General features: G+C 70.0%; 24 protein-coding genes. 3 read left to right on the forward strand and 21 right to left on the reverse strand.

Annotated elements, in window-relative coordinates; genetic code table 11:
• Positions 1 to 95 precede the first annotated feature (95 nt).
• From NCG93_RS09470 to tyrS, 3 genes are all read right to left on the reverse strand, one after another.
• The gene (locus NCG93_RS09470; protein WP_194413836.1) at positions 96 to 737 is read right to left on the reverse strand and encodes a UdgX family uracil-DNA binding protein; all 642 of its coding nucleotides are present in this window, start codon (positions 735 to 737) and stop codon (positions 96 to 98) included.
• A 76-nt stretch (positions 738 to 813) separates the two neighbouring features.
• Positions 814 to 1,638 (reverse strand): DUF4184 family protein, encoded by an 825-nt coding sequence (locus NCG93_RS09475; RefSeq protein ID WP_194413837.1) that lies wholly within the window; start codon positions 1,636 to 1,638, stop codon positions 814 to 816.
• A 42-nt stretch (positions 1,639 to 1,680) separates the two neighbouring features.
• Positions 1,681 to 2,967, reverse strand: a complete 1,287-nt coding sequence (gene tyrS, locus NCG93_RS09480) for a tyrosine--tRNA ligase (RefSeq protein WP_194414892.1) — start codon at positions 2,965 to 2,967, stop codon at positions 1,681 to 1,683.
• Between the two features lie 278 nt (positions 2,968 to 3,245).
• On the opposite strand from tyrS, the gene NCG93_RS09485 reads away from it, so the two are divergent.
• Positions 3,246 to 3,863, forward strand: coding sequence for a DNA-binding protein (locus NCG93_RS09485; protein ID WP_194413838.1), 618 nt, complete (start codon positions 3,246 to 3,248; stop codon positions 3,861 to 3,863).
• A gap of 79 nt (positions 3,864 to 3,942) precedes the next feature.
• A complete protein-coding gene (locus tag NCG93_RS09490; protein WP_194413839.1) occupies positions 3,943 to 4,545 on the forward strand; it encodes a hypothetical protein in 603 nt (200 codons plus the stop codon).
• A 21-nt stretch (positions 4,546 to 4,566) separates the two neighbouring features.
• On the opposite strand, the gene argH is transcribed toward NCG93_RS09490, so the two are convergent.
• The 18 genes from argH to infC all read right to left on the reverse strand — a co-directional run bounded on the left by argH (position 4,567) and on the right by infC (position 23,501).
• A complete protein-coding gene (gene argH / locus NCG93_RS09495; protein WP_194413840.1) occupies positions 4,567 to 5,997 on the reverse strand; it encodes an argininosuccinate lyase in 1,431 nt (476 codons plus the stop codon).
• A 72-nt stretch (positions 5,998 to 6,069) separates the two neighbouring features.
• Entirely contained in the window at positions 6,070 to 7,236 is a 1,167-nt protein-coding gene (locus tag NCG93_RS09500) for a heparan-alpha-glucosaminide N-acetyltransferase domain-containing protein (protein ID WP_194413841.1), read from the reverse strand.
• A gap of 27 nt (positions 7,237 to 7,263) precedes the next feature.
• Positions 7,264 to 8,187 carry an ornithine carbamoyltransferase gene (gene argF, locus NCG93_RS09505; RefSeq protein ID WP_194413842.1) on the reverse strand — a complete coding sequence of 308 codons (924 nt, stop codon included), beginning with the start codon at positions 8,185 to 8,187 and terminating at the stop codon, positions 7,264 to 7,266.
• Complete coding sequence (locus tag NCG93_RS09510) at positions 8,184 to 9,416, reverse strand: acetylornithine transaminase (protein WP_194413843.1); 1,233 nt, start codon at positions 9,414 to 9,416, stop codon at positions 8,184 to 8,186. The genes argF and NCG93_RS09510 overlap by 4 nt, the downstream gene beginning before the upstream one ends.
• On the reverse strand, positions 9,413 to 10,312 hold the full coding sequence (argB, locus tag NCG93_RS09515; RefSeq protein WP_194413844.1) for an acetylglutamate kinase: 900 nt from the start codon (positions 10,310 to 10,312) through the stop codon (positions 9,413 to 9,415). Before argB ends, NCG93_RS09510 begins: the two co-directional genes overlap by 4 nt.
• Positions 10,309 to 11,466, reverse strand: a complete 1,158-nt coding sequence (argJ, locus tag NCG93_RS09520; protein ID WP_194413845.1) for a bifunctional glutamate N-acetyltransferase/amino-acid acetyltransferase ArgJ — start codon at positions 11,464 to 11,466, stop codon at positions 10,309 to 10,311. The genes argB and argJ overlap by 4 nt, the downstream gene beginning before the upstream one ends.
• Positions 11,463 to 12,545 (reverse strand): N-acetyl-gamma-glutamyl-phosphate reductase, encoded by a 1,083-nt coding sequence (argC, locus tag NCG93_RS09525; protein WP_194413846.1) that lies wholly within the window; start codon positions 12,543 to 12,545, stop codon positions 11,463 to 11,465. Before argC ends, argJ begins: the two co-directional genes overlap by 4 nt.
• Before the next feature lie 315 nt (positions 12,546 to 12,860).
• Positions 12,861 to 13,850, reverse strand: a complete 990-nt coding sequence (locus NCG93_RS09530; protein WP_194413847.1) for an NAD-dependent epimerase/dehydratase family protein — start codon at positions 13,848 to 13,850, stop codon at positions 12,861 to 12,863.
• Between the two features lie 164 nt (positions 13,851 to 14,014).
• Positions 14,015 to 16,570 carry a phenylalanine--tRNA ligase subunit beta gene (pheT, locus tag NCG93_RS09535; protein WP_194413848.1) on the reverse strand — a complete coding sequence of 852 codons (2,556 nt, stop codon included), beginning with the start codon at positions 16,568 to 16,570 and terminating at the stop codon, positions 14,015 to 14,017.
• The gene (gene pheS / locus NCG93_RS09540) at positions 16,570 to 17,619 is read right to left on the reverse strand and encodes a phenylalanine--tRNA ligase subunit alpha (RefSeq protein ID WP_194413849.1); all 1,050 of its coding nucleotides are present in this window, start codon (positions 17,617 to 17,619) and stop codon (positions 16,570 to 16,572) included. The genes pheT and pheS overlap by 1 nt, the downstream gene beginning before the upstream one ends.
• Before the next feature lie 64 nt (positions 17,620 to 17,683).
• Complete coding sequence (locus NCG93_RS09545; RefSeq protein ID WP_194413850.1) at positions 17,684 to 18,592, reverse strand: amino acid ABC transporter permease; 909 nt, start codon at positions 18,590 to 18,592, stop codon at positions 17,684 to 17,686.
• Complete coding sequence (locus tag NCG93_RS09550) at positions 18,589 to 19,236, reverse strand: amino acid ABC transporter permease (RefSeq protein ID WP_194413851.1); 648 nt, start codon at positions 19,234 to 19,236, stop codon at positions 18,589 to 18,591. Before NCG93_RS09550 ends, NCG93_RS09545 begins: the two co-directional genes overlap by 4 nt.
• 73 nt (positions 19,237 to 19,309) lie before the next feature.
• Complete coding sequence (locus NCG93_RS09555) at positions 19,310 to 20,227, reverse strand: glutamate ABC transporter substrate-binding protein (RefSeq protein ID WP_194413852.1); 918 nt, start codon at positions 20,225 to 20,227, stop codon at positions 19,310 to 19,312.
• A 93-nt stretch (positions 20,228 to 20,320) separates the two neighbouring features.
• Positions 20,321 to 21,136 (reverse strand): amino acid ABC transporter ATP-binding protein, encoded by an 816-nt coding sequence (locus tag NCG93_RS09560; protein ID WP_206687595.1) that lies wholly within the window; start codon positions 21,134 to 21,136, stop codon positions 20,321 to 20,323.
• A gap of 89 nt (positions 21,137 to 21,225) precedes the next feature.
• Positions 21,226 to 22,026, reverse strand: coding sequence for a TrmH family RNA methyltransferase (locus tag NCG93_RS09565; RefSeq protein WP_194413853.1), 801 nt, complete (start codon positions 22,024 to 22,026; stop codon positions 21,226 to 21,228).
• 127 nt (positions 22,027 to 22,153) lie between these two features.
• Positions 22,154 to 22,537, reverse strand: a complete 384-nt coding sequence (gene rplT, locus NCG93_RS09570) for a 50S ribosomal protein L20 (protein ID WP_109211834.1) — start codon at positions 22,535 to 22,537, stop codon at positions 22,154 to 22,156.
• A 30-nt stretch (positions 22,538 to 22,567) separates the two neighbouring features.
• Positions 22,568 to 22,762 (reverse strand): 50S ribosomal protein L35, encoded by a 195-nt coding sequence (rpmI, locus tag NCG93_RS09575; RefSeq protein ID WP_194413854.1) that lies wholly within the window; start codon positions 22,760 to 22,762, stop codon positions 22,568 to 22,570.
• A gap of 70 nt (positions 22,763 to 22,832) precedes the next feature.
• Entirely contained in the window at positions 22,833 to 23,501 is a 669-nt protein-coding gene (gene infC / locus NCG93_RS09580; RefSeq protein WP_194414894.1) for a translation initiation factor IF-3, read from the reverse strand.
• Positions 23,502 to 23,850: 349 nt separating this feature from the next.
• Between infC and NCG93_RS09585 the strand changes: the two genes are divergently transcribed.
• A complete protein-coding gene (locus NCG93_RS09585; protein ID WP_163620451.1) occupies positions 23,851 to 24,219 on the forward strand; it encodes a DUF1844 domain-containing protein in 369 nt (122 codons plus the stop codon).
• The last annotated feature ends 5 nt before the right edge of the window (positions 24,220 to 24,224 follow it).

Below are 24,224 nucleotides of genomic sequence, written 5' to 3' on the forward strand. Positions count from 1 at the left end.
CCTTTGGGGCGAACAAGTAATACTTTACGTGCGACCCGCCCACCCGTCGAATCCAACCCGCACCCCGGGCGTGTCGCACCCCCACAACCGCGGAATCACGCGGATTTCGCGAGTCGAGCAGCCTCCGCGGCGAAGCGCAGATCGGCGGTCAGTCCCGCGACCGCCTCGCTCCGCTCCCGCGAATCGCGCAGACGCAGCACAGCCGAGGGGTGGATGGTCACCACCACCGTGCGTCCGCCGCTCTGGAGGGGCGTGCCGCGCTCGGCTCCGATCTTGACCACGCGGCCGAGCACCGCACGGGCGGCCGTGGCGCCGAGGCAGACCACGACGTCCGGATCCACCGCGGCGACCTCGGCCTCGAGCCACGGCCGGCACGCCGTGATGTGTCCCACATCGGGGCGACGGTGGATCCGGCGCTTGCCCCGCTCCTCGAAGCGGAAGTGCTTGACCGCGTTGGTGACGTACACATCCTCGCGATCGATGCCGGCGGCCTCGAGCGCCTCCGCCAGTACGCGACCGGCCGGGCCGACGAACGGCTCGCCCTCCCGGTCCTCCCGGTCTCCCGGCTGCTCCCCCACCAGCATGAGCCGCGCGGCCGGGGCGCCTTCGCCGAACACGGCCTGCGTCGCCGCCCGCCACAGCTCGCAGCCGCGGCATCCCTGCACCGCCTCTCGCATGCGGTCGAGGTCGGGATCCTCCGGCACCCACTGCTGCGCACCCGGTCGTTCCACGTGCATTCCGGAACGCTACGACGCGGGCGAGGCACCAGGCAGCCCCTGGCCCGGCCATGCGGTGGGGGGTATCGTCCGCCCGTCAGGTCGGTCGGGCCTGCGCGGCGGACTGCGCGCGCAGGACCTGGATCACGATGCAGACCACCACCGTCGCCGCACCCCACACCGCGCACGCCGGGGGCAGCACCCGGTAGGCGAGGTGCGCGGACGTGAACTCGGCGTCGAGCGGACCGTGCACCGCGAGGCCCCACACCCAGGCCACCGCAAGCACGACCGGGAGCGAGGCCCACCACACCCAGCGCAGCGCGTCGGTCAGGACGCGCGGAACGGATGCCGCAGCCTGCCGTCGCCGCAGCCACACGAGCATCCACACTCCGATGATCGCGAGACCGATCGCACTCGACCCATGCTGCAGCCACTTGTAGCCGGGCAGCGGTCCCCACTCCGCCCCCAGCGCGGGGATGACGACCGAGCCCCAGCGGCCTTCGTGCGTGAACAGATCCCACACGATGTGGGTCACGACGCCGATGAGCAGCGAGAGGACGAGCAGCAGCATCCCGGTCCACGGTGCGCGCCGTGCGTGCGCCGGGGGGATCGAGAACGTCTCGCGCCAGGCGGCGCCGGCGCCGGCATCCCACTCCCCTGGCAGACGGACGGCCAGCCACCGCGGTGACAGCTCACGCGCGGCGGGGCGCAGCACGCACCGCCAGGCGAGCAACAGGACGAGAGCCAGCAGCACCGTTGCCGGCAGCCACCCGAAAGCGTGCGTGCGTCCGTAGTGGAGCGGGAGTCCTCGGACGAAGAGGGGCAGATCCGGCGTCATCGCGCCGATCGCGATCGCGGCGGGCACCAGCGGCGTACGGACGAACGGCAGCGCGACGACGGCATGGCTGGGGGTGAACGGCATCCGTCACCCCACCGCCGGCGTCGCGCTGCTCACCGCGCCGCGTCAGCCGACGAAGACGCCCGCGAGCGTCTTCTTGCCCCGCCGCAGCACGGAGACACCGCCGGGAAGCGCACCCGACACCGTCGCAGCATCGTCCTCGATCTTTGCGCCGTCGAGCGAGACGCCGCCCTGAGCGATCGCGCGGCGGCCCTCCGACAGGCTCGCGACCAGTCCGGTGTCGACAAGCGCCTGCAGCACCGGAGTGCCGGCCGCGACCGTGGCGTTCGGCAGTTCCTCGAGCGCCTGACGCAGCGTGGTCGCGTCGAGCGCGGCGAGGTCGCCCTGGCCGAAGAGGGCCTCGGATGCCGCGATCACGGCGGCCGTGGCATCCGTCCCGTGCACGATTCCGGTCGCCTCCAGCGCCAGGCGCTTCTGCGCGGCGCGACGGAACGGCTCCTCGGCGACGAGCCGCTCGTAGTCCTCGATCTCGGCCCTGGTCAGGAACGTGAAGATCTTGAGGCGCTGGATCACGTCGGCGTCGTCGGTGTTGAGCCAGAACTGGTACATGCGGTACGGGCTGCACATCGCCGCGTCGAGCCAGATCGCGTTGCCCTCGCTCTTGCCGAACTTGGTGCCGTCGCTGTTCGTGATCAGCGGCGTGCCGATCGCGTGCACCGAGACGCCCTCGACGCGGTGGATGAGGTCGGTGCCACTGGTGAGGTTGCCCCACTGGTCGCTGCCGCCGGTCTGCAGAACACAGTCGAACTGACGGTACAACTCCAGGTAGTCCATGCCCTGCAGGATCTGGTAGCTGAACTCGGTGTAGCTGATCCCCGCGTCGGAGTTCAGGCGCGCCGCAACCGCGTCCTTCTTGAGCATCGTGCCGACGCGGTAGTGCTTGCCGATATCGCGCAGGAAGTCGATGGCGCTCATCGGCGCCGTCCAGTCGAGGTTGTTGACGATGCGTGCCGCGTTGTCACCCTCGAAGCTCAGGAAGCGCTCGACCTGCGACTGCAGGTACCCGACCCACTCGGTCACCGTCTCCTTGGTGTTGAGGGTGCGCTCGGCCGAGGGACGCGGATCGCCGATGAGGCCGGTCGATCCGCCCACGAGTCCCAGCGGCTTGTGGCCCGCGAGCTGGAGGCGGCGCATCGTCATAAGCTGCACGAGGTTACCGAGATGCAGACTCGGCGCGGTCGGGTCGAACCCGCAGTAGTACGTGATCGGGTCCCCGGCGAGAAGGGCGCGCAGCGCCTCCTGATCGGTGGACACTTGCACGAGTCCACGCCACACGATCTCGTCCCAGACGTTCTCGAACGTCGGGTCGATCGCAGGCGCCGTCACGCTCACGAGGGTTTCAGACACGCGAGCCAGGCTATCAGCGCGATCGCAGGCCCCTGCGCGCGCGGCGGGTGACGGCGGGTGGACGGATGCCTCGCCTCGACGACGACGCCGAGTCGAGGCATCCGCATCGCACCGCCGCATCCCGTCGCCGATGTGCGGGCCGGTATAGCCCTCCCAGCTATAGCCGTGAGGCTGAAGTGGCTATCGCTTTAGCCTGTCGACTGTCGCAATGAAGCTTCACTGCTAAACTGACGCCTACTTCAACTCCTGGACTAAAGGAAGCGATGTACGTCCTCACCGCCGACCAGCGCGCCAGTCGCGTCAACGCCGACGCCGTGCCCTCCGCCCTCGCCGTCGTGGCCCGGCACGGCAACGACAGGCTCGCACTGCCGCCGGAGCGCACGGCCGGCGACGAACTGCAGGTCGCGGTCGCCGACGCCTCGGCAGTGCTGTCGATCGTGCTCGAGCTGACGAGGTCCGGCGAATGGAGCGTCGGGCTGGGAGTGGGCGACGTCGAGTCGCCGCTCCCGCAGAGCGTCCGCGCGGCACGCGGCGAAGCCTTCATCAACGCCAGGGACGCCGTCGACCGCGCCAAGAAGACACCGACTCGAATCGCCGTCACCGCACCGGCGGGCGGAGAGGATGCCGAAGCCCTGGTCCGCCTGCTGGTCGAACTGCGCGACCGCCGGACGCCGGAGGGCTGGGAGGTCTACGACCTGCTCGCCGACGGGCTCACCCAACGTGACGCCGCTGCGCGCCTGGGTGTGTCGGAAGGTGCGATCAGCCTGCGTGCCAAGGCCGCCGCGCTGCGCGTGGAGGAGTCGGCCGTCCCCGCGCTGGAACGCGTGCTTGCACGCCTGGACGACGCGACAGCCGCCATCCCGCCGCACGAACAAGGCTGAGCCGCCGGTGCGAATACCGGCTTTGCGCACACGGGCTGCGCACCGGGGCGCCGTCGGGAGCTCATGCCAGACTGACGCCATGGTCCTCCCCGACGTCGTGCTTACCGCCGCGCTCGCGATCTTCCTGTTCCTCGCCCTCTGCGCCGCGCTCGTGCTGGTCATCGTGAGTCTTCGCAAGCCGGCCGACATCCCGCTCATCGTGGCGGGCGTCCTCGTGGTGCTGTGCCTGCTCGCCGTGACGGTGTCGCCCGTCAACGTTCCGCTCCTTCTCGGTCTGGGCATCGCACTGCTCGGAACCGCACTGGCGGTCCTGGGCGGCAACCCCATCACGCGGCGCATCCTCGACGTCGCGAGCCATGGGCGCGTGGAAGAAGGCGACAACGGCGGCATCCTCCTGCGAGCGCCCTCCGTGCCCGGCGCGGTCGCCGGCGAAGGCTCCGGCGCCGTCCGCGAGGTGATGCGCGGGGGCACGACCATCGGCTACCTCGAACGCGTCGCCGTGGTGCTCGGGATCATCGCCGGGTTCCCCGAGGCGATCGCGGTGGTCGTGGCCCTCAAGGGCATCGGCCGGTTCTCCGAGCTCGCCAGCGCCGAGGCACGGGAGCGGTTCATCATCGGAACCCTGGCGAGCCTCGTGTGGGCATGCGTCGTCGGCGCGCTCGTGCGTCTCGCGATCTGGTGATCGCCGCCGTGGACCAGAAGGCTAGAGCCCGAGGGCGTGGGCGGTCGCCTGAACGCGCTCGATCAGTTCCGCCCGCTGCTCTGCCACTCTGACCGGAGCCGTGCCGCCGACTCCGGTGCGGCTCGCCACGGATCCCTCGACGCTCAGCACCTCGCGCACGTCGGGCGACAGGTGAGACGACACCGACGCGAGCTGCTCATCGGTGACCTCATGCAGCTCGAGCCCGTTCTCCTCGCAGATGCGAACGAGGTGGCCCGAGATCTCGTGCGCGTCACGGAACGGCACACCGCGCTTCACCAGCCACTCGGCGACGTCGGTCGCGAGTGAGAAGCCCTGGGGAGCGAGCGCCGCCATGCGGTCGGTGTGGAACCGCATCGTCGCCACCATGCCGGCGAACGCGGGCAGGACGGTCTCGAGCGTGCGCACCGAGTCGAAGACCGGCTCCTTGTCTTCCTGCAGGTCGCGGTTGTACGCGAGTGGAAGCGCCTTGAGAGTCGCGAGCAGCCCGGCGAGGTTGCCGATGAGACGTCCCGCTTTGCCTCGCGCGAGCTCGGCGATATCGGGGTTCTTCTTCTGCGGCATGATGCTCGAACCCGTCGAGTATCCGTCGTCGAGCGTCACGAACCCGAACTCGCGCGTATTCCAGAGGATGATCTCCTCCGCGAAACGCGAGACGTCGATGCCGATCATCGCCGCGATGAACGCGAACTCGGCGACGACGTCGCGCGACGATGTGCCGTCGATGGAGTTCTCGGCGGGCCGGGCGAGGCCGAGCTCGCGCGCGACGAGCTGCGGATCGAGACCGAGCGTCGAGCCGGCGAGCGCGCCGCCGCCGTACGGAGACACCGCGGCGCGGGCGGACCAGTCGCGCAGGCGCTCGAGATCGCGCAGCAGCGGCCATGCGTGGGCCTGCAGGTGATGCGCCAGCAGCACCGGCTGCGCATGCTGCAGGTGCGTGCGGCCCGGCAGGATCGCGTCGGGATGCGCTTCGGCCTGCGACACAAGCGCGTCGACGAGACGGAGCACTTCGCGGGCGACCGTGCGCGAGTGGTCGAGCAGATACATCCGCACGAGCGTCGCGATCTGATCGTTGCGGCTGCGGCCGGCGCGCAGCTTGCCCCCCAGCTCTGTGCCGACGACGCCGATCAGCGCCTGTTCGAGCGCGCCGTGCACGTCTTCATCGGATGCCGCGGGCAGCAGTGTGCCGTCGGTCACGCCTCGGGCGAGCACGTCGAGACCGTCGTGCATGGCGCGCTCCTCGTCCGGGGTGAGGTACCCCGCGGCGGCGAGCGCCTTGGCGTGCGCGTGGGAGCCGGCGATGTCGTAGAGCGCGAGGTCCCAGTCGAAGTGAGTGGATCGGCTGAGCTCGGCCAGTTCCGGGGAGGGTCCCGTGGCGAAGCGAGCTCCCCACAGTGCGCCTTCGTTGGTGCCGTCAGCCTTCGATTCACTCACCCGCCCAGCCTATCCGCAGGCCCCGGGCACGCTCGCTCCGCGTCGGGGCGACCACGGGCTGTTCCGCCGCACTCAGGGAGTGAATGACGGCGCCGATCGCGCCCGCCGTCGGTCGCCCGGGACGGCGAAGCGAGACGCGCCATCCAGCACCGTCTCCAGTGGGCCGCGTCCGATGAGAAGCGCCCACGCCGTGCAGAGCACGACGGTTCCGATCGTCAGCGGCCAGAACGGCTCGAGCGCGCGGAAGCCGGCGAGGTCGCCGACACGGTCGAGCATCGCGGCGGCGATCGCGGCCCACACGACGAGCTGCAGCGTGTACGCGGTCAGCGGCATCGCACCGACGGCGCGCAGCGGCAGCACGACCCACCTCAGCAGGGTGCGGCACACGAGCAGGCAGATGCCCAGCACGGCGAGCGCGAAGCCGCCGGAGCTGATGACCTCGAGCAGCCCCGTGGAGTGCGGCCTCGCCGTCCACAGGGCCCCCAGGTACGAAGCAGCCTCAGCTTCCGGACCGGCGCCGGTGGCGGCATCCGTTCCGTAGCCGATCAGCGCGAGCACCGCGCCGGCGACGACCAGCCACACCTGCACGCGCAGTCGCGAAACACCGGCACGGGCGACGCCGAGCCCGGCCACGACGAACGCGATCCAGGTGGTGAACGGGTAGTGCCAGCCGAGTCCCAGCGACACGAAGTACCCGGCGGGGGTGCTCCACAAGGGCAGCGCGTCGAGGAAGATCTGCACGAACGGCATGATCACGGCCAGGGCGCCCGCGAGCAGCAGGAGCGCGCGCGCGGGCAGCGACGTCAGCGGCAACGCCAGCAGGAACATCAGCGCGTACGCGGGGAGGATCACGTAGACCGGCACGCCCGTGGCGATGAGGAGGATGCCGAGCACCCACAACAGGCCCGCCCGCACCGCGAGCCGCCCCCGCGCCGTCGTCATGCGGTCCGCCGGCAGCGGCACGCGCCCGCCCGTCATCAGGCCGATCGAGACGCCGGCGAGCGTCGCGAACAGGATCGACGAACGTCCCTGGACGACCGTGATCCACGTGGTGGGCTGCGCCGCGTCGAACGATCCGCTGATCCACAGCAGGTGCGCCGCGAACATGCCCAGCACGGCGAGGCCGCGCGCGAGATCGACCCCCGCGATGCGGCCGGGGCCGTTGAGCCGCGCCCAGCGCGACGCGAGCCAGCCGTCGTTGCGCGGCTCAGCGCGCTTCGTCTCGCCTCGCTCGCTCAACGACAGGCTTCTTCCGCGCCGCCGCGTTCAGTCCTGGCGGAGCAGCCAGACCAGCAGCGCCTTCTGGGCGTGCAGCCGGTTCTCGGCCTCGTCCCAGACCACGCTCTGCGGCCCGTCGATGACTTCGGCGTCGACCTCGTAGCCGCGGTCGGCCGGCAGGCAGTGGATGAAGATCGCGTCGTCCTGCGCGAGCGCCATGAGCTCCTGCGTCACCTTGTACCCGCCGAGGTCGCGCAGCCGTTCAAGCTTCTCCTCCTCCTTGCCCATCGACACCCAGGTGTCGGTGACGACCACGTCGGCGCCGGCCGCCGCCTCGTTCGCATCGGTGTAGAGGGTGACGGAACCGCCGGTCTCGGCCGCACGTCGATCCGCATCGGCGATCACATCGTCGCGCGGCGCGTACGTCTCCGGTGAGGCGACGCGCACGTGCATTCCGGCCGTGACGCCGGCGAGCACGTAGGAGTGCGCCATGTTCGACTTGCCGTCGCCGAAGAACGCCAGCGTGAGACCCTTCAGCTCGCCCTTGTGCTCCTTGATGGTGAGCAGATCAGCGAGCAGCTGGCACGGGTGGAAGTCGTCGCTGAGCGCGTTGATGACCGGCACCCGCGTGCCTTCCGCCATCTGCTCGAGGCCGGCCTGCGCGTAGGTGCGCCAGACGATCGCGGCCACCTGACGCTCGAGCACCCGCGCCGTGTCGGCGGGCGTCTCCTTGCCGCCGAGCTGGCTGTTGGCGGTCGAGATGATGAGGGGCGAGCCGCCCAGGTCGGCGATGCCGACGGCGAACGACACGCGCGTGCGGGTCGACGACTTGTCGAAGATGACCGCGACGGTCTGCGGGCCCTCGAGCGTCTTGAGCTTCCAGCGGTCCTTCTTCAGCGCGATGGCGAGATCGAGGATCTCGTCCTGCTCGGCATGCGTCAGGTCGTCGTCGCGCAGCAGGTGGCGGGTCATGCGGGAACCTCCGTCGGGGTCTCGAGCACCAGGGCGTCCTCCACGGTGCGGATCGCAGCCGTGAAGAGCTCGACGAACTCGTCGATCTCGACGTCGCCGATCGTGAGGGCCGGTACCAGCCGGATGGTCTCGTCGTTGGGGGCGTTGATGACGAGGCCGTGCTCCTGCGCGGCCGCCACGAGCGCCTTGGCGACGGGATGCCGCAGCCCCACGCCGATCAGCAGCCCCGAGCCGCGGCATCCGTCGATCAGCTCGGAGTCGATGCCCTCGATCGCCGCCCGCAGTTGGACGCCGCGTTCGGCGGCGTTGCGGACCAGGTCGGCGCGCTCGATCTCGCCCAGCACGGCGCCCGCGACGGCGGTGCCGAGCGCGTTGCCGCCGAAGGTCGAGCCGTGCGTGCCCGGGTAGAACAGCTCGCTCGCGCTGCCGAAGGTGATCAGCGCGCCGATCGGGAACCCGCCGCCGATGCCCTTGGCGACCGTGATGGCGTCGGGGGTGATGCCCTCGTGCTGGAAGGCGAACCACTCCCCCGTGCGGCCGGCGCCGGTCTGGATCTCGTCGATGATCAGCAGCGCGCCGTGGCGCTCGGTGATCTCGCGGGCGGCGGCGAGGTAGCCGTCCGGCAGCGGCAGCACGCCCGCCTCGCCCTTGACGGGCTCGACGAACAGCGCGGCGACGCGGTCGTCGATCGCCGCCTCGAGCGCCTCGACCGTGGAATCGATGAACTCGACGCCCGGGGTCATCGGCAGGAAGGGCTCCTGCATGTACGGCTTGCCGGTGAGCGCCAGCGTGCCCATCGTGCGGCCGTGGAACGCGTCGTTCAGCGCCAGGATCCGCGGACGGTCGGCGCCCGCCTCCCGACTCTTGGCACCGTGCAGCCGGGCGAGCTTGAACGCCGCCTCGTTCGCCTCGGCGCCGGAGTTGCCGAAGTACACGCGGCCCTCGTCGCCCGTGCCTGCCAGACGCTTCAGCGTCGACGCGAGCGCCAACTGCGGCGGGGTGGCGAAGTAGTTCGACACGTGCGCGAGCGTCGCCGCCTGGGTCGCGATCGCGTCGACGAACACCGGGTGGGCGTGGCCGAGCGAGTCCACCGCGATCCCTGCGAGGAAGTCGAGGTAGCGCTTGCCGTCGGCATCCCACAGGTAGGAGCCCTCACCGCGCACGAACATCTGCATACGAGCACCGAAGCTCTTCACGAGGTCGCGCCCCGCATCGTCCTGCCACGTCATCCGAGCACCACCTCTGTTCCGATTCCCTTGCTGGTGAAGATCTCCACGAGCACCGAGTGCGGCACCCGCCCGTCGATGATGGCCGCGGTCTCCACGCCGCCCTCGACGGCCTCCAGGCACGCCGCCATCTTCGGGATCATGCCCGACTCGAGCGAGGGCAGCATCGCCCGCAGCTCGGCCGCCGTCAGGTGCGACACGAGAGAGTCGCGGTTGGGCCAGTCGGCGTAGAGCCCGGCCACGTCGGTGAGCACCACGAGCTTCGCGGCCCCCAGCGCGACGGCCAGAGCGGATGCCGCGGCATCCGCGTTCACGTTCAGCGAGTGGCCGGGGGTGTCGAGGTCGGGCGCGATGCTCGAGACCACGGGGATGCGGCCGGCGGCGAGCTGGTCGAGCACGGGCTGCGGATCGACCTCGACGACGTCGCCGACCCGGCCGAGGTCGTGCTCGACGCCCTCGATGACCACGCCGCGGCGGCGGCCGCCGAACAGGCCCGCGTCCTCGCCGCTGAGCCCCGTGGCGACGGGGCCGTGCGCGTTGATCTTCGAGACGAGCTGCGGATTGATCTGCCCGGTGAGCACCATCCGCACCACCGAGATCGCCTCGGTGGAGGTGACGCGATAGCCGCCCTTGAACTCGCTCGGGATGGCCAGGCGATCGAGCATCGAGGAGATCTGCGGACCCCCGCCGTGCACCACGACCGGCTTCACCCCGACGTAGCGGAGGTAGGCGATGTCGGCGGCGAAGGCATCCTGCAGCTCCTCGCTCACCATCGCGTTGCCCCCGTACTTCACGACGACGATCTGGTCGCGGAAGCGCCGGAGCCAGGGCAGCGACTCGATGAGGGTCACGGCGCGCGCGCTGGCTTCGCCGGGATCGGTCTCTTGCAGGTCAGTCATGAGGAGTAGGCGCTGTTCTCGTGAACGTAGTCGTGCGTGAGGTCGTTGGTGAGGATCGTCGCCTCGGCCGCCCCGACCTTCAGGTCGATGATGAGATCGGTGGCGCGCGGGGTCAGATCGACGTCCTCTCGCGGTGCGTCGGGCCCGCCCTGCGAGCACACCCGGACGCCGTTCATCCACACGTCGACGTCGTAAGGGTCGAACTGCGCCTGCGTGGTGCCGATGGCAGCGAGCACGCGACCCCAGTTCGGGTCGTTTCCGAAGATCGCGGCCTTGAACAGGTTGTTGCGGGCCACCGAGCGGCCCACCTCGACGGCCTCCTGCTCGGAGGCGGCGTTGATGACCTGGATCGTGATGTCGTGGCTCGCCCCCTCGGCGTCGCCCTGCAGCTGCTGCGCGAGGTCCTGGCAGATCTCGGCGAGCGCCGCGGCGAAGGCGTCCGGGTCGGGCGTGACGCCCGACGCCCCGCTCACCATGAGCGTGACCTGGTCGTTGGTGGACATGCAGCCGTCCGAGTCGAGCCGGTCGAACGTGCGTCCGGTCGCCCGACGGAGCGCCGCATCGGCCTGGGCGGCGTCGAGGACGGCGTCGGTCGTGATCACCACGAGCATGGTCGCGAGGCCCGGCGCCAGCATCCCGGCGCCCTTCGCCATGCCGCCGATCGACCAGCCGTCGCCGTTCACCTGCGCGCGCTTGGGTCGGGAGTCGGTGGTCATGATGGCGAGGGATGCCGCCTCCCCGCCGTCGTCCGACAGTTCGGCGATGCCCTGCTCGGTGCCGGCGAGCACCTTGCTGCGGAAGACCTCGTCGCCGGTGCCGATCAGACCGGTCGAACAGACCAGGACGTCGCCCGCGCTCACGCCCAGCAGCTCGGCGGCCTTCTCGGCGGTCTGGTGCGTCGTCTGGAAGCCGAACGCCCCGGTGAAGCAGTTCGCGCCACCGGAGTTGAGCACAACGGCCTCGACCACGCCGTCGCGGACGGCCTCCTGCGACCACAGGATCGGGTTCGCCTTGGCGCGGTTGCTGGTGAAGACGGCGGCGCCGACCTTGAGCGGGCCGCGGTTGACCACCACGGCCACGTCGGGCTTGCCCGTCGACTTGAGCCCGACGGCGACGCCCGCCGCTGCGAATCCCTGGGGCGCGGTGACGCTCACGGGGCGACTCCGTTCACGGTGAGCGCGGTGCCCTCTGCGAGGCCCAGCGCGATGTTCATGGACTGCACGGCTGCTCCGGCCGTGCCCTTGACGAGGTTGTCGACGGCGGTCACGACGACCACCCGGTTCGCTGCACGGTCGATCGCCAGACCCATCAGCGCCGTGTTGGCGCCCAGCACGTCGGCCGTGCGAGGGAACTCCCCCACCGGCAGCAACTGGACGAAGGTCTCGTCGCCGTAGGCGGCCTCCCACGCGGCGCGGATCTCGTCGTCGGTGGCGCCCGGCGTGATGGGCGCCGTGGAGGTCGCCAGGATCCCCCGCGACATCGGCACCAGGACGGGGGTGAACGAGATGCGGATGCCCTGGTCGGCGGCATCCGTCGACGCGGTCCCTGAGCCTGTCGAAGGGCGGGCGGCGGCGAGCGCCTGACGGATCTCGGGGATGTGCCGGTGGGTGCCGCCGACCGCGTACGGATTCGCGGTGCCGAGGACCTCACTGGCCAGCAGGTTCGTCTTGAGGCTCTTGCCGGCGCCGGACGGTCCGACGGCGAGCACCGTGACGATGTCGGAGGGGTCGATGACTCCGGCTGCGACGCCCGGAGCGAGGCTCAGGCTCACGGTCGACGCGTTGCAGCCGGGAGCGGCGATCCGGGTCGCGCCCACGAGGCGGTCGCGCTGCTTCGATCCGGCGACCGGGAGCTCGGGAACGCCGTACACCCACGGGTCGTGGAAGTCGCCGCCGTAGAAGCGATCCCAGTCGGCGACGGACTCGAGGCGATGGTCGGCGCCCGCATCGATGACGACGGGCGTGTCGCCGAGCACGTCGGTGTACTGCCCCGACTGCCCGTGCGGCAGCGCCAGGAAGACGATGTCGTGTCCCGCGAGCACCTCGGGCGTGGTCTGCTCGAGGATGAGGTGGGCCAGCGACCGCAGGTGCGACTGATGCTGGACGAGCGGCTGTCCCGCGTTGGAGTGCGCGGTCACGGTGCGGATCTCGACGTCGGGATGCGCGGCGAGGATCCGCAGGATCTCGCCGCCCGCATAACCGGATGCGCCGGAGACGGCGACCGAATATGTCATGGATTCCACCTTAGAGTCTGGGTGCGGGAGCTACAGGCGGCGACGCCCGCTCGCAGACGTCCATGGTGAGGACGGCGGTGCAGGGTCGCCTAGAGTCGGCGCTGGCCCAGACGGCGTCGGCGCGCAGGAACGACGCTCGGAACGAGCGTCGAGGGTCCCTGGGTCGCCGAAGGCATGCGCCGACGATAGCCGCCCGGTCGCGGCATCCGCAAATCGAACGTGACCGGCGGCGTCATGTGCTCTCGCCGGGATCACACGTCCGGCGCGCGGCGTTCATGGGTCTTCGGCGAGAACACACGATCTCGCCGGGCGAGGTCAGGCGCGGCGGTCACCGAGAAGATCAAGCAGGGCGAGCTCATCCGACCGCGCGAGCCCCGCGCGTCGCTCGCGGTCCAGCCCGCGCTCGCGCTCATCCGCCAGCGTGCGCGCGAGAGTCTCGCGCACCGGCCGGAGCCGGCCGCCCAGCAGCCGGTATGCGGTATTCGACCGCGTCCAGAAGCCCGGCATGTCGGCGGGAAGCCACAGCGGCAGCGAGCGCGGCCCCGCCCAGTAGGCGACATCGTGCGCCTCCAGCCAGGCATCTGCCGCCGGCACGACGGCTCCCGTGTGACCTGCCACCTCGCGCGCATCCGCGAGCAGCCGGTCGAGGCCGACGGGATCGCCCACCGCGTTCACGACGCCGGTCCACCGCTCGCGCCCGATCGCCTGCACGAACTCCGCGAGGTCGTCGACGTCGATCACCTGCGCTCCGCGCTCCGTCGCCTCCGGCGTGAGCACGTCCCCGTCGCCGGCAAGGGCGAACCGGCCCACCCAGTAGCCGAACCTGTCAGTGGGGTCTCCCGGGCCGACGATCAGGCCCGGACGGACGATGGCCGCGCGGAATCCGAGTGAGTCACGGACGGATGCCTCGGCCCGCACCTTCGCGCGACCGTAGTCCTCGTCCGCATCGGGGTCGCCGAGCGGGAGCAGCTCGGCCGATTCATCGGCGCCCGGCTCGTCGTTGGTGGCGTAGACGGACACCGTCGAGATGTACGTCCAGTGCCGCGTGCGGTCCGCCAGCGCCTCGAGGGCGGATGCGACGTGCGCCGGGTTCGACGAGATGTCGACGATCTCGTCCCAGTCGCGACCGGCGACCGCGTCGTACGCGCCCGGATCGTCCCGGTCGCCGACGACGAGGGTGGCACCGTACGGCGCCTCGCGCCGACCCCGGGCCAGGCACGTCACGGCGGCTCCGGTATCCGTCCACTTCTCGGCGATGCGCCCGCTCAGCCAACCCGTCCCGCCCAGCACCAGTACGTCGGTCATGCCACCACCCAACCAGACCAGCCAGGTCGCGGCATCCGTCTCCGCCCCCAGCAGATCCCGCCCGACGCGGTGACAGCCCGTGCCGTCACCGAGAGCCCGTGTCGTGCACCGGTCGCGACGTGGGCGATCGGTGACAGCACGGGCTCTCGACAGCGGGCGGCGGGTTACTCGCGCAGCGTGGCGCCGAAGCGCTCGGTCGCCGTGGCGACGCCGGCCAGCTTCGCCTCGGTCGCCTCGGCGGCCGTGAGCGTGCGGTCGGGAGCGCGGAAGCGCAGCGCGAACGTGAGGCTCTTGGCCCCCTCGGGCACGCCCTGCCCGCGATAGTCGTCCACGAGACGCAGTGACTCGAGCAGCTCGCCCGCGCCCTCGACGAGCGCGGCCTGCACCTCGGCGGCCGGCACGTCGGCGGAGAGCACGAGCGAGACGTCCTGCGTCGCCACGGGGAAGCCCGACAGCGACGCGGCGACGACCTTCTCCCCCGCCAGCGACAGCACGAGATCGAGGTCGAGCTCTGCGACGACCACACGACCGGGAAGATCGGATGCCTCGGCCACGGCCGGCAGCAGTTCGCCGACGTACCCGACCTCCACGCGATCCCCCGCGTTCGCCGACGCGACCGACAGCATGCCGGTACGGCCGGGGTGCAGCGCGGCGCGCTCACCCTGTGCCACGTCGATCGTGACGCCGGCCGCGGCGGCGATCGTGCGGACGGCATCCAAGGCGTCGGCGAGCTCTGCGGCCACCGGCGCGAGCCCGGGCTGCTTGGCAACCAGGTTGCCGGTGAGCAGCACGGCGATGTGCCGGTGCTGCGGCGGGATGGAGGCGTCCAGCTCGGCCAGCGTCGCGGCATCCGGGCGCACGGCCAGCGGGGGCACGTGCGACGTGCCGTACTGCACACCGGGCTCGGGGAGGAACACGACACCCGTCTCGAACAGTGACAGGTCGGTCAGCCCGCGCGCCACGTTGCGGTGCGCGACCTGCAGCAGGCCCGGAACGAGCGACCGGCGCAGGAACGGCGACTGGCCGTCGAGCGGGTTCGCCAGCTTGATGCTCGGCAGGTGCTCGCCGGACGGCGAGCCGTGCAGGTCGTTCTGCTCCTCGGTGGTGAATCCGAACGACGGCGTCTCGACGTATCCGGCCGCCGCGAGCGCGTTGGCGACGCGACTGCGGCCCTGCTGGGCCGGGGTGAGCCCGCGGCCCGAGGGCGGCAGAGGCAGCAACGCCGGGATGCGGTCGTAGCCCTCGATGCGGGCGACCTCCTCGGCGAGCGTCCACTTGTCGGTGAGGTCGGGGCGCCACGACGGCGGGATCACCTGCCAGCCGGCGGCGTCGTCCTCGGCCGGCACCACCTCGCAGCCGATGAGGCGCAGCGCGGTCTCGATCTCCCCCGGCGTGTAGTCGACCCCGATCAGGTGCTGCACGAACAGCGGCGGAAGCTCGATGCCGGGCATGAACACCTCGGCGAACAGCGCCGCGCCGTAGGCGTCGTCGCTCGTGCCTCCGGCGTACTCCTCCATCAGGTCGGCGACGCGGCGGGCGGCCACGAACGGCACGAGCGGATCGACGCCGCGTTCGAAGCGGCGCGAGGCCTCGCTGGGCAGCTTGTGCCGGCGCGCCGTGCGCGCGATCGAGACGGTGTCGAACGTCGCAGCCTCGATGAGCACGTTGCGCGTCGCGTCGCTCATCTCGGTGGCGCCGCCGCCCATGACGCCCGCGAGACCGATCGGGCCGGAGTCGTCGGTGATGAGCAGGTCTTCGGGGTCCAGCGTGCGGACCTTGCCGTCGAGCGTCTCGAGCCTCTCGCCCGCCGTAGCGCGGCGCACCGTGATTCCGCCCTGCAGCTTGTCGAGGTCGTAGCCGTGGATGGGCTGCCCGAGCTCGAGCATCACGTAGTTGGTGATGTCGATCAGGATGCCGAGCGAGCGGATGCCGGCGAGCGACAGCCGCGCGATCATCCACGCCGGCGTGGGCTTGGTGGGGTCCACGCCGCGCACGACGCGCGCCACGAACTCGGTGACGCCGGCCCGGCCGCGGATCGGCGCGGTGTCGTCGGCGGTGACGGGGAACCCCTGACCGGGGGCGATCTCGTCCCACGCGCGCTCGGCGGGGTCGCGGAACGCGGCACCCGTCGAGTGCGAGTACTCGCGGGCCACACCGCGGATCGAGAGCGCGTACCCGCGGTCGGGAGTCACGTTGATCTCGACGGCGACGTCGTCGAGGCCGAGCAGTGAGATCGCGTCGGTGCCGACGGGCGCGTCGATGCCGAGTTCCACGAGACGGAGGATTCCGCTGTGCTCCTCGCCGAGGCCGAGCTCGCGGGCGGAGGCGATCATGCCGTCCGACACGTGCCCGTACGTCTTGCGCGCGGCGATCGGGAACGGCCCCGGAAGCACGGCGCCCGGGAGCGTCACCACGACCTTGTCGCCCGCGAAGAAGTTGCGGGCGCCGCAGACGATGCCGTGCACGGCGTCGCCGCCGTCCGCCGCGGTCTCGCCGTCCGGCGCGACGCGCACCTGGCACCAGCGGATCGTCTTGCCGTTGGACTGCGGCTCCTCGACGAACTCGAGCACCTCGCCGACGACGATGGGGCCCAGCAGCTCGAAGCGGTGCACGTCCTCCTCTTCGAACCCGACGCGCACGAGCGCCGCGAGGACGTCCTCGGGCGAGGCATCCGCCGGAACATCGACGTACTCACGCAACCATGAGAGTGGGACGCGCATCAGACCACCATTCCGAACTGCTCGCTGAAGCGGACATCGCCCTCGGCCATGTCGCGCATGTCCTGGACGTCGCTGCGGAACATCAGCGTGCGCTCCACGCCCATGCCGAACGCGAAGCCGGAGTACTCCTCGGGGTCGATCCCGGCGGCGCGCAGCACGTTGGGATTGATCATGCCGCAGCCGCCCCACTCGATCCACCGGGCTCCGCCCTTGAAGGTCGGGTGCCAGAGGTCGAGCTCGGCCGACGGCTCGGTGAAGGGGAAGAAGTTCGCGCGGAACCGGGTCCTCGCCTCAGGGCCGAACAGCACCTTGGCGGCGTGGTCGAGGGTGCCCCGGAGGTGCGCCATGGTGATGCCCTTGTCGACGACGATGCCTTCGAACTGCGTGAACACGGGCAGGTGGGTCGCGTCGTACTCGTCGGTGCGGTAGACCCGCCCTGGGCACAGCACGTAGAGCGGCAGATCGCGCTCGAGCATCGAGCGCACCTGCACCGGGCTCGTGTGCGTGCGCATCACGAGGTGCCGGTCGACGGGGTCGACGAAGAACGTGTCCTGCATCTGACGCGCCGGGTGGTCGACGTCGAAGTTCAGCGCGTCGAAGTTGAACCACTCGTGCTCGAGCTCGGGACCCTCTGCGATCTCCCAGCCCATCCCGACGAAGATGTCGGCGATCTGCTCCTGGAGGAGGGAGATCGGATGCCGCGCCCCGACGCGTGCGCGGGCCGGGAGCGCCGTGATGTCCAGACGCTCCGCCTCGAGCTTCGCGGCGGTCTCCGCCGCGACGAGCTCCTCCTCGCGGGCGGCCAGCGCCTGGTTCACGCGGCCGCGTGCCTGACCGACGAGCTTGCCGAACTCGGCCTTCTTGTCGTTCGGGACCTCGCGCAGTCGCGCGTTGAGCTTCGCCAGCGGCGAGCCCTCTGCGGCGTGCGCGGACCGTGCGGCCTTCAACGCCGCGGTGTCCGCCGAGGCGTCGATCGCTGCGAGGGCGGCGTCGACGGCGGCGTTCACCGCCTCGGGCGTGATCTCGGTGTTCTCAGCAGCGTCTGACACGAGAGACGAGTCTAGCGACGGCTGCTCGTCGCCCGCGCTCGGCCGTGACCCGGTCGGACCGGTGTCAGGCGCCGCCGCCCGTGCGGATATCCGACTGCGCGACGATCAGCTCGGTGTCGGTGCCGCCCTGACCGGGCTGAGCCGCCGCGGCCACCGTCGTCACCTTCGGCGACCGGCGCGTGCGCTTCTCGACGATGTAGGCGACGTACGACAGCGCAAGGCAGAGGGCCACATAGATCGAGCCGCCGATGATCGCCGAGGGGATGAGCGGCGAGTTGTACAGTGCCTGCGACCCCAGCAGCTTCACGAGGTAGAGCAGCTCGTGGTACGTGATGATGAAGCCGAGTGCGGTGTCCTTCAGCGTGACAACGAGCTGCGAGATGATGACGGGCAGCATCGCCCGGATCGCCTGCGGCAGCAGGACGAGCCGCATGACGCCGGCCTTGCGCAGGCCGATGGCGTAGCCCGCCTCGCTCTGGCCACGCGGCAGCGATTCGACGCCCGCACGGATCACCTCGGCGAGCACCGAGCCGTTGTACGCGATCAGAGCGATGACGACGGCCCAGTAGGGCGACATCTTGACCCCGATCACGGGCAGCCCGTAGTACAGCAGCATCATGAAGATGAGCACCGGGATCGCGCGCAGGATCTCGACGATCCAGCTGACCGGCACACGCACCCACGCGTGGTCGGACATGCGGCCGAGCGCCAGGACGAAACCGAGGATGATCGCACCGACTGCCGCGACGCCGAAGGCGGCGAGCGTGTTCCACGTCGCCTCGAGGAACAGCATCCAGATGGAGGCGTAGGTGAACAGCTCCCACTTCTCGGGGCTGAATTGCCCGGTCTCGTAGAAACGCCAGACCACCCAGCCCGCGAACAGCAGCACCACAAGGATGGTGACGGCGCCGATGATGCGGTTGCGGACGACCGCCCGCGGTCCGGGGACGTCGTACAGGACGGAGCCGCTCATCGCGCGATCCTCCACTTGCGCTCGACGAATCGCTGAAGCCATGCGAGGAGCAGCACCAGCACCACGAAGATGACCATGACCCACAGGAGGACGACGAGCTGGTTCTCGCCGACCTCGCTGAGGTTGGAACGAACGGAGCCGAGGTTGACCGCCGAGAATCCGGCGGCCACTGTCGTGTTCTTGAGAAGGGCGATGAAGACGCTCATCATCGGAGGAATCACCGAACGGGTCGCCTGCGGCAGCACGATGAGGGACATGACCTGTCCGAAGGTGAGGCCGAGGGCCCTCGCGGCCTCCGCCTGCCCGACGGGAACTGTGTTCACGCCGGAACGGATGGTCTCCGCCACGTAGGTGGCGGTGTAGATGCCGAGCGCCGCGGTCGCCAGCACGATCGGCGACACCCGCTGCTCCAGCAGGATCGGGAGGCAGAACGCGAAGAAGAACATGACCAGCGTCAGCGGCGTGTTGCGGATCCAGTTGACGTAGATGCCGCCCGCGGCCCGCGCGATCGGCACCGGTGAGACTCGCATCGCGCCGACGATGAAGCCGAGCACGAGCGCGATCAGACCGCCGCCGAAGAACAGCACCAACGTGCCGACGAGGGCCTCGTTCCACAGGTCGAGGTTGTCTGTGATGACTCCCACCGTGCCGCCTTCCTCATCCGAACCTGATCAGGGACATCCCGTGGCGCCGCCGAGGCGGCGCCACGGGATCCGGTCACATGGCTGAATCGACCTCGGGCTGCTCGCCCTCGACACCCGCGTCACCGAGGTTGTTGTCGAAGATCTGCTGCCAGACGTCGCCGCCGTCGGTGAACATCGTGTTGATGTACTCCTGCAGCGCGGTGTCGCCCTTCGCCAGACCGACGCCGTAGCGCTCCTCGCTGAAGACGTCACCGACGACCTTGAGGTTGTCGGGGTCCTGCGCGGCGTAGCCGATGAGGATCGCTTCGTCGGTGGTCACCGCATCCACCTGGCCGTTCTTGAGGTCCTCGACGCACGCGGAGTACGTGTCGTACTCCTTGGTCTGGGCCGTACCCAGATCCTTGATGCGCTGGATCGACGTGGAGCCGGTGGCCGAGCACACCACCATGTCGGACGTGAGCGAGTCGGGGCCGTCGATCGTGTCGTTGTCGGCCGCGACGAGCAGACCCTGGCCGGTGATGAAGTACGGACCCGCGAAGGAGATCTGCTCCTTGCGCTTGTCGGTGATCGAGTACGTGCCGACGTAGTAGTCGATGTCGCCGTTCACGATCGCCTGCTCGCGGTTCGCGGACGGGATCGCGGTGAACTCGATCTGATCCTCGTCGAAGCCGAGGGATGCCGCGATCCAGCGTGCGATGTCGATGTCGAAGCCGGTCCGCTCGCCGGTGGTGGGGTCGAGGTAGCCCAGACCAGGCTGGTCCTCCTTGACGCCGACCTTGACCGAGCCGCGCTCCGTCATGGCGTCGAATGTGGGGCTGCCTTCGATGGTGACGTCGGTGGCGACCTCCCAGGGCGTGCTCGAGGTCTCCTCGTCGCCGCCGCCGGTCGACTCGGACGGTGAGGCCCCCGGCGTGCCGCTGTTGCACGCGGTGAGGGTCAGCAGGGCGGCTGCGGCCAGGCCCAGGCCGGCGATCATCTTTGTCTTGCGCATGTGTGTTCCTCCTGTTGCATGTGTTTCCACGGGTTCCGTATGTCGGTGCGGGGTGAAGTCGGGATCGTCCTGCGCGGGTCGGCGCTGCGCCGGTCAGTGGGTCAGGAGCTTCGAGAGGAAGTCCTTGGCGCGAGCGCTCTGCGCATTCGTGAAGAACTCCTCGGGAGTCGCCTCTTCCACGATCTGCCCGTCGGCCATGAACACGACCCGGTCGGCTGCCTTGCGGGCGAATCCCATCTCGTGCGTCACGACGATCATCGTCATGCCGTCCTGGGCGAGGCCGACCATCACGTCGAGCACCTCGTTGATCATCTCGGGGTCGAGCGCGCTCGTCGGCTCATCGAAGAGCATCACCTTCGGCTGCATCGCGAGCGCGCGCGCGATCGCCACACGCTGCTGCTGGCCGCCCGACAGCTGTGCGGGGAGCTTGGATGCCTGCTGGGCGACGCCGACCCGTTCCAGCAGCTGCCGGGCGACGGTCTCGGCATCCGCCTTCTTCATCTTCCTGACCTTGATCGGGCCCAGCGTGACGTTCTCGAGGATCGTCAGGTGCGAGAACAGGTTGAAGGACTGGAAGACCATCCCGACATCCGCTCGCAGACCCGCGAGGCCCTTGCCCTCTTTCGGCAGCTCCTTGCCGTCGATCGCGATCGTGCCGCTCGTGATCGTCTCGAGGCGATTGATCGTGCGGCACAGTGTCGACTTGCCCGAGCCGGACGGGCCGATCACCACGACGACCTCGCCGCGGTTGACGGTCAGATCGATGTCTTTGAGTGCTTGGAATTCTCCGTAGTGCTTCTGCACGTTCGAGATCTGGACGAGGGGGTCACCACGGCGGACCGAGATGTTGCTCGTCGGCGTCGCCTGTCCGGCTGCATCTGGTGCCGGCGCACTGTCGTCGGGCGTCATAGCGTTCACCCTAGGGGCGAGCGAGGACACTCGGCCAGTAGGACTCTCGAGCCTTTACCGTTCCGTAACAGGGTCGGAATGCAAGCGGCTCAACCGGCGGCGCGCTGCGCGAAGGCGGTCTCGTACAGGCAGACGCTGGCGGCGGTCGCGAGGTTCAGCGACTCGGCGGCGCCGTAGATCGGCAGCCGCAACGAGAGATCGACCAGCGACAGGGCGTCGTCCTCGAGACCACGCGCCTCGTTGCCGAAGAGCCAGGCGGTCGGCTCGGCGAGCAGGTCACGGGAGGCGAGGAAGTCCCCTCCCCCGACATCGGCGGCGATGACGCGCACGCCGGCCGCGCGGGCCTTCTCGACAGCCGTCGCGAGGTCGGCGCCCACCGCGACCGGCACATGGAAGAGCGAGCCCGTCGTCGCGCGGACGACCTTCGGGTTGTACGGGTCGACGGTGCGCCCGGTGAGGATGACGGCGTCCGCTCCCGCGGCATCGGCCGCGCGGATGATGGTGCCGAGGTTGCCGGGGTCTCGCACCTCCTCGCAGATGGCGACGAGGCGCGGGCCGGACGCGAAGATGTCCCGCAGCGATGTCGGCGACTGCCGAGCCACCGCAACGATGCCCTGCGGTGTCACGGTGTCGGCCATCGCGTCGAGGACGGCCTCGGTGGTGTAGACGACCTCCAGGCCGGCATCCTTCGCGGCATCGCGCACATCCGCGTGCCGCTCGAGCGCCGACGGCGTCGCGAACAGCTCGACGAGCGTGTCAGGCCGATAGGCCAAGGCCTCGCGCGCGGCCTGGGGACCTTCGAGCAGGAAGAGCCCGGTCTCCTGCCGCGCGCTCCGCTTCGTCAGCTTCGCGACGGCGCGGACACGCGGAGAGCGAGGGTTCTCGAGCACGGCATCAGTCTAGGGTCGCGGCATCCGTCCCCTGACATGCGTTTTCTGCCGCGTCCGCCGGCCGCCGACGCAGAAGGGGCGCCCTCCGTGAGGAGGACGCCCCTTCCGAGACAGCGGATGCCGCGTGTCAGGCGCTCTTGGGAGCGTTGACGTTCTCGGGCAGCGCCTGCTTGGCGGTCTGGACGAGCGACGCGAAGGTCTTGGGCTCGTTCACCGCGAGCTCGGCGAGCATGCGACGGTCGACCTGCACACCCGCGAGGCCGAGGCCCTGGATGAAGCGGTTGTACGTGATGCCGTTCTGGCGGGCAGCGGCGTTGATGCGCTGGATCCACAGACGGCGGAAGTCGCCCTTGCGCTTGCGACGGTCGCGGTACGCGTAGACGAGCGAGTGGGTGACCTGCTCCTTCGCCTTGCGGTACAGACGCGAGCGCTGGCCCCGGTAACCGGAGGCGCGCTCGAGGATGACGCGACGCTTCTTGTGGGCGTTGACGGCCCGCTTGACTCTAGCCATTTCGATTGATTCCTATTCCTGCGTCGGCGCTCAGAGGCCGAGGAGCTTCTTGGCGACCTTGGCGTCGCCCTTCGCGAGGACCTGGTCCTGCGACAGGCGGCGGGTACGGCGACTGGGCTTGCCCTCGAAGTTGTGGCGAAGGTTCGCCTGCTGCTTCATGAGCTTCCCGCTGCCCGTGACCTTGAAGCGCTTCTTGGCGCCCGAGTGGGTCTTCTGCTTCGGCATCTCTTCTTCCTTCGTTTCACTTCCCGCCCAGGCGGGAGTCGGTATCCCGCGGTGCGGGAGTCTGTGGGGCCTATTCGGCCGTGGCGGCCTCGGACTCGGCGGCCGGAGCCTCGGTCTCGGCTGCGGCGTCCGAGTCGGCGTCGCCCTGCGGGCCACTGCCGTTACGGGCGGAACGCGCTGCCTCCTTGTTGGCGGCACGCTGCGCGTTCTGCTCGGTCTTCACCTCGGACTTGTTCTTGTGCGGGGCGACCACCATCACCATGTTGCGGCCGTCGATCGTCGGGTTCGACTCGACCGTGCCGAACTCGGCGACGTCCTCCGCGAACTTGCGGAGGAGACGCACACCCTGCTCGGGGCGCGACTGCTCGCGGCCACGGAACAGGATCATCGCCTTGACCTTGTCGCCGGCCTGCAGGAAGCCCTCGGCGCGCTTGAGCTTGGTTATGTAGTCGTGGGCCTCGATCTTCAGACGGAACCGGACCTCCTTGAGGACGGTGTTCGCCTGATTGCGACGCGCTTCCTTGGCCTTCTGCGCAGCCTCGTACTTGAACTTGCCGTAGTCCATGATCTTGACCACGGGCGGCTTCGAGTTCGGGGCCACCTCGACGAGATCGAGGTCGGCCTCCTGGGCCAGGCGCAGCGCCACCTCGATGCGGACGACGCCGACCTGCTCACCCGCGGGTCCGACGAGGCGGACCTCGGGGACGCGGATGCGGTCGTTGGTGCGGGGATCGCTGATGCGGAACTCCTTGGGTTATGGGATGGACCACCACGACACATGTTCATGTCGCGGGCGGAGAGAGGATCCATTCCACCCGTCAGACGCTTCGAGCGCCGACTTCCTGCACCCTCTCCGGTGACGGAGCTCCCGCGCGGTTGCCCTGGCGGCTACCCCTCCCGTTTCTGCGTGGCCGCAGGACGGTCGGGGCGGAGTGCATGACCCGGTAGCCTGGAACGGCAAGCGCGGGTGGGATGTGATCCACTTTCCGATCCGGCACAGAACGTACCGGAGACCGCAGCAGTCTATCAGAGAGAACGGCGTGGACACGATTCGAGACCAGGACGGCGAAACGACGAGCACGACGGCGGTGGATGCCGAGCGTCAGGCCCGCTGGGAGGAGCAGGAGCGCGCCGCGGCGTCCGCCTCGCGCGACATCGCCGAGGTGCCCGCCGTCGAGGTCATCACGACCGCCGCCGTGCACCTGCTGAGCGCCGCCGCGGTCAAGGTCGGCCTGGCCGACGACCCTGCGACGCAAACGGACCTCGACGAGGCCCGCAAGCTCATCAACGCCCTGGCCGGCCTGATCACCGCGGGTGCCCCCGAGATCAGCGACATGCACGCCCGCTCGCTCCGCGACGGGCTGCGTTCGGTGCAGCTCGCGTTCCGCGAGGCGTCCGTGATCCCCGATCCGATCGGCAAGGGTCCCGGCGAGAAGTGGACCGGCCCGGTCACCTGACCTCC

The sequence above is a fragment of the Microbacterium yannicii genome, assembly GCF_024055635.1.
Lineage (GTDB): Bacteria > Actinomycetota > Actinomycetes > Actinomycetales > Microbacteriaceae > Microbacterium > Microbacterium yannicii.

Bases quoted from the DNA above. Each gene is read 5' to 3' on its own strand.
- NCG93_RS09470 (WP_194413836.1), bottom strand. From the start codon at position 737: ATGCACGTGGAACGACCGGGTGCGCAGCAGTGGGTGCCGGAGGATCCC.
- NCG93_RS09475 (WP_194413837.1), bottom strand. From the start codon at position 1,638: ATGCCGTTCACCCCCAGCCATGCCGTCGTCGCGCTGCCGTTCGTCCGT.
- NCG93_RS09485 (WP_194413838.1), top strand. From the start codon at position 3,246: ATGTACGTCCTCACCGCCGACCAGCGCGCCAGTCGCGTCAACGCCGAC.
- NCG93_RS09490 (WP_194413839.1), top strand. From the start codon at position 3,943: ATGGTCCTCCCCGACGTCGTGCTTACCGCCGCGCTCGCGATCTTCCTG.
- argF (WP_194413842.1), bottom strand. From the start codon at position 8,187: ATGACCCGCCACCTGCTGCGCGACGACGACCTGACGCATGCCGAGCAG.
- NCG93_RS09510 (WP_194413843.1), bottom strand. From the start codon at position 9,416: ATGACGTGGCAGGACGATGCGGGGCGCGACCTCGTGAAGAGCTTCGGT.
- argB (WP_194413844.1), bottom strand. From the start codon at position 10,312: ATGACTGACCTGCAAGAGACCGATCCCGGCGAAGCCAGCGCGCGCGCC.
- argC (WP_194413846.1), bottom strand. From the start codon at position 12,545: ATGACATATTCGGTCGCCGTCTCCGGCGCATCCGGTTATGCGGGCGGC.
- NCG93_RS09530 (WP_194413847.1), bottom strand. From the start codon at position 13,850: ATGACCGACGTACTGGTGCTGGGCGGGACGGGTTGGCTGAGCGGGCGC.
- pheT (WP_194413848.1), bottom strand. From the start codon at position 16,570: ATGCGCGTCCCACTCTCATGGTTGCGTGAGTACGTCGATGTTCCGGCG.
- NCG93_RS09545 (WP_194413850.1), bottom strand. From the start codon at position 18,592: ATGAGCGGCTCCGTCCTGTACGACGTCCCCGGACCGCGGGCGGTCGTC.
- NCG93_RS09555 (WP_194413852.1), bottom strand. From the start codon at position 20,227: ATGCGCAAGACAAAGATGATCGCCGGCCTGGGCCTGGCCGCAGCCGCC.
- NCG93_RS09560 (WP_206687595.1), bottom strand. From the start codon at position 21,136: ATGACGCCCGACGACAGTGCGCCGGCACCAGATGCAGCCGGACAGGCG.
- rplT (WP_109211834.1), bottom strand. From the start codon at position 22,537: ATGGCTAGAGTCAAGCGGGCCGTCAACGCCCACAAGAAGCGTCGCGTC.
- rpmI (WP_194413854.1), bottom strand. From the start codon at position 22,762: ATGCCGAAGCAGAAGACCCACTCGGGCGCCAAGAAGCGCTTCAAGGTC.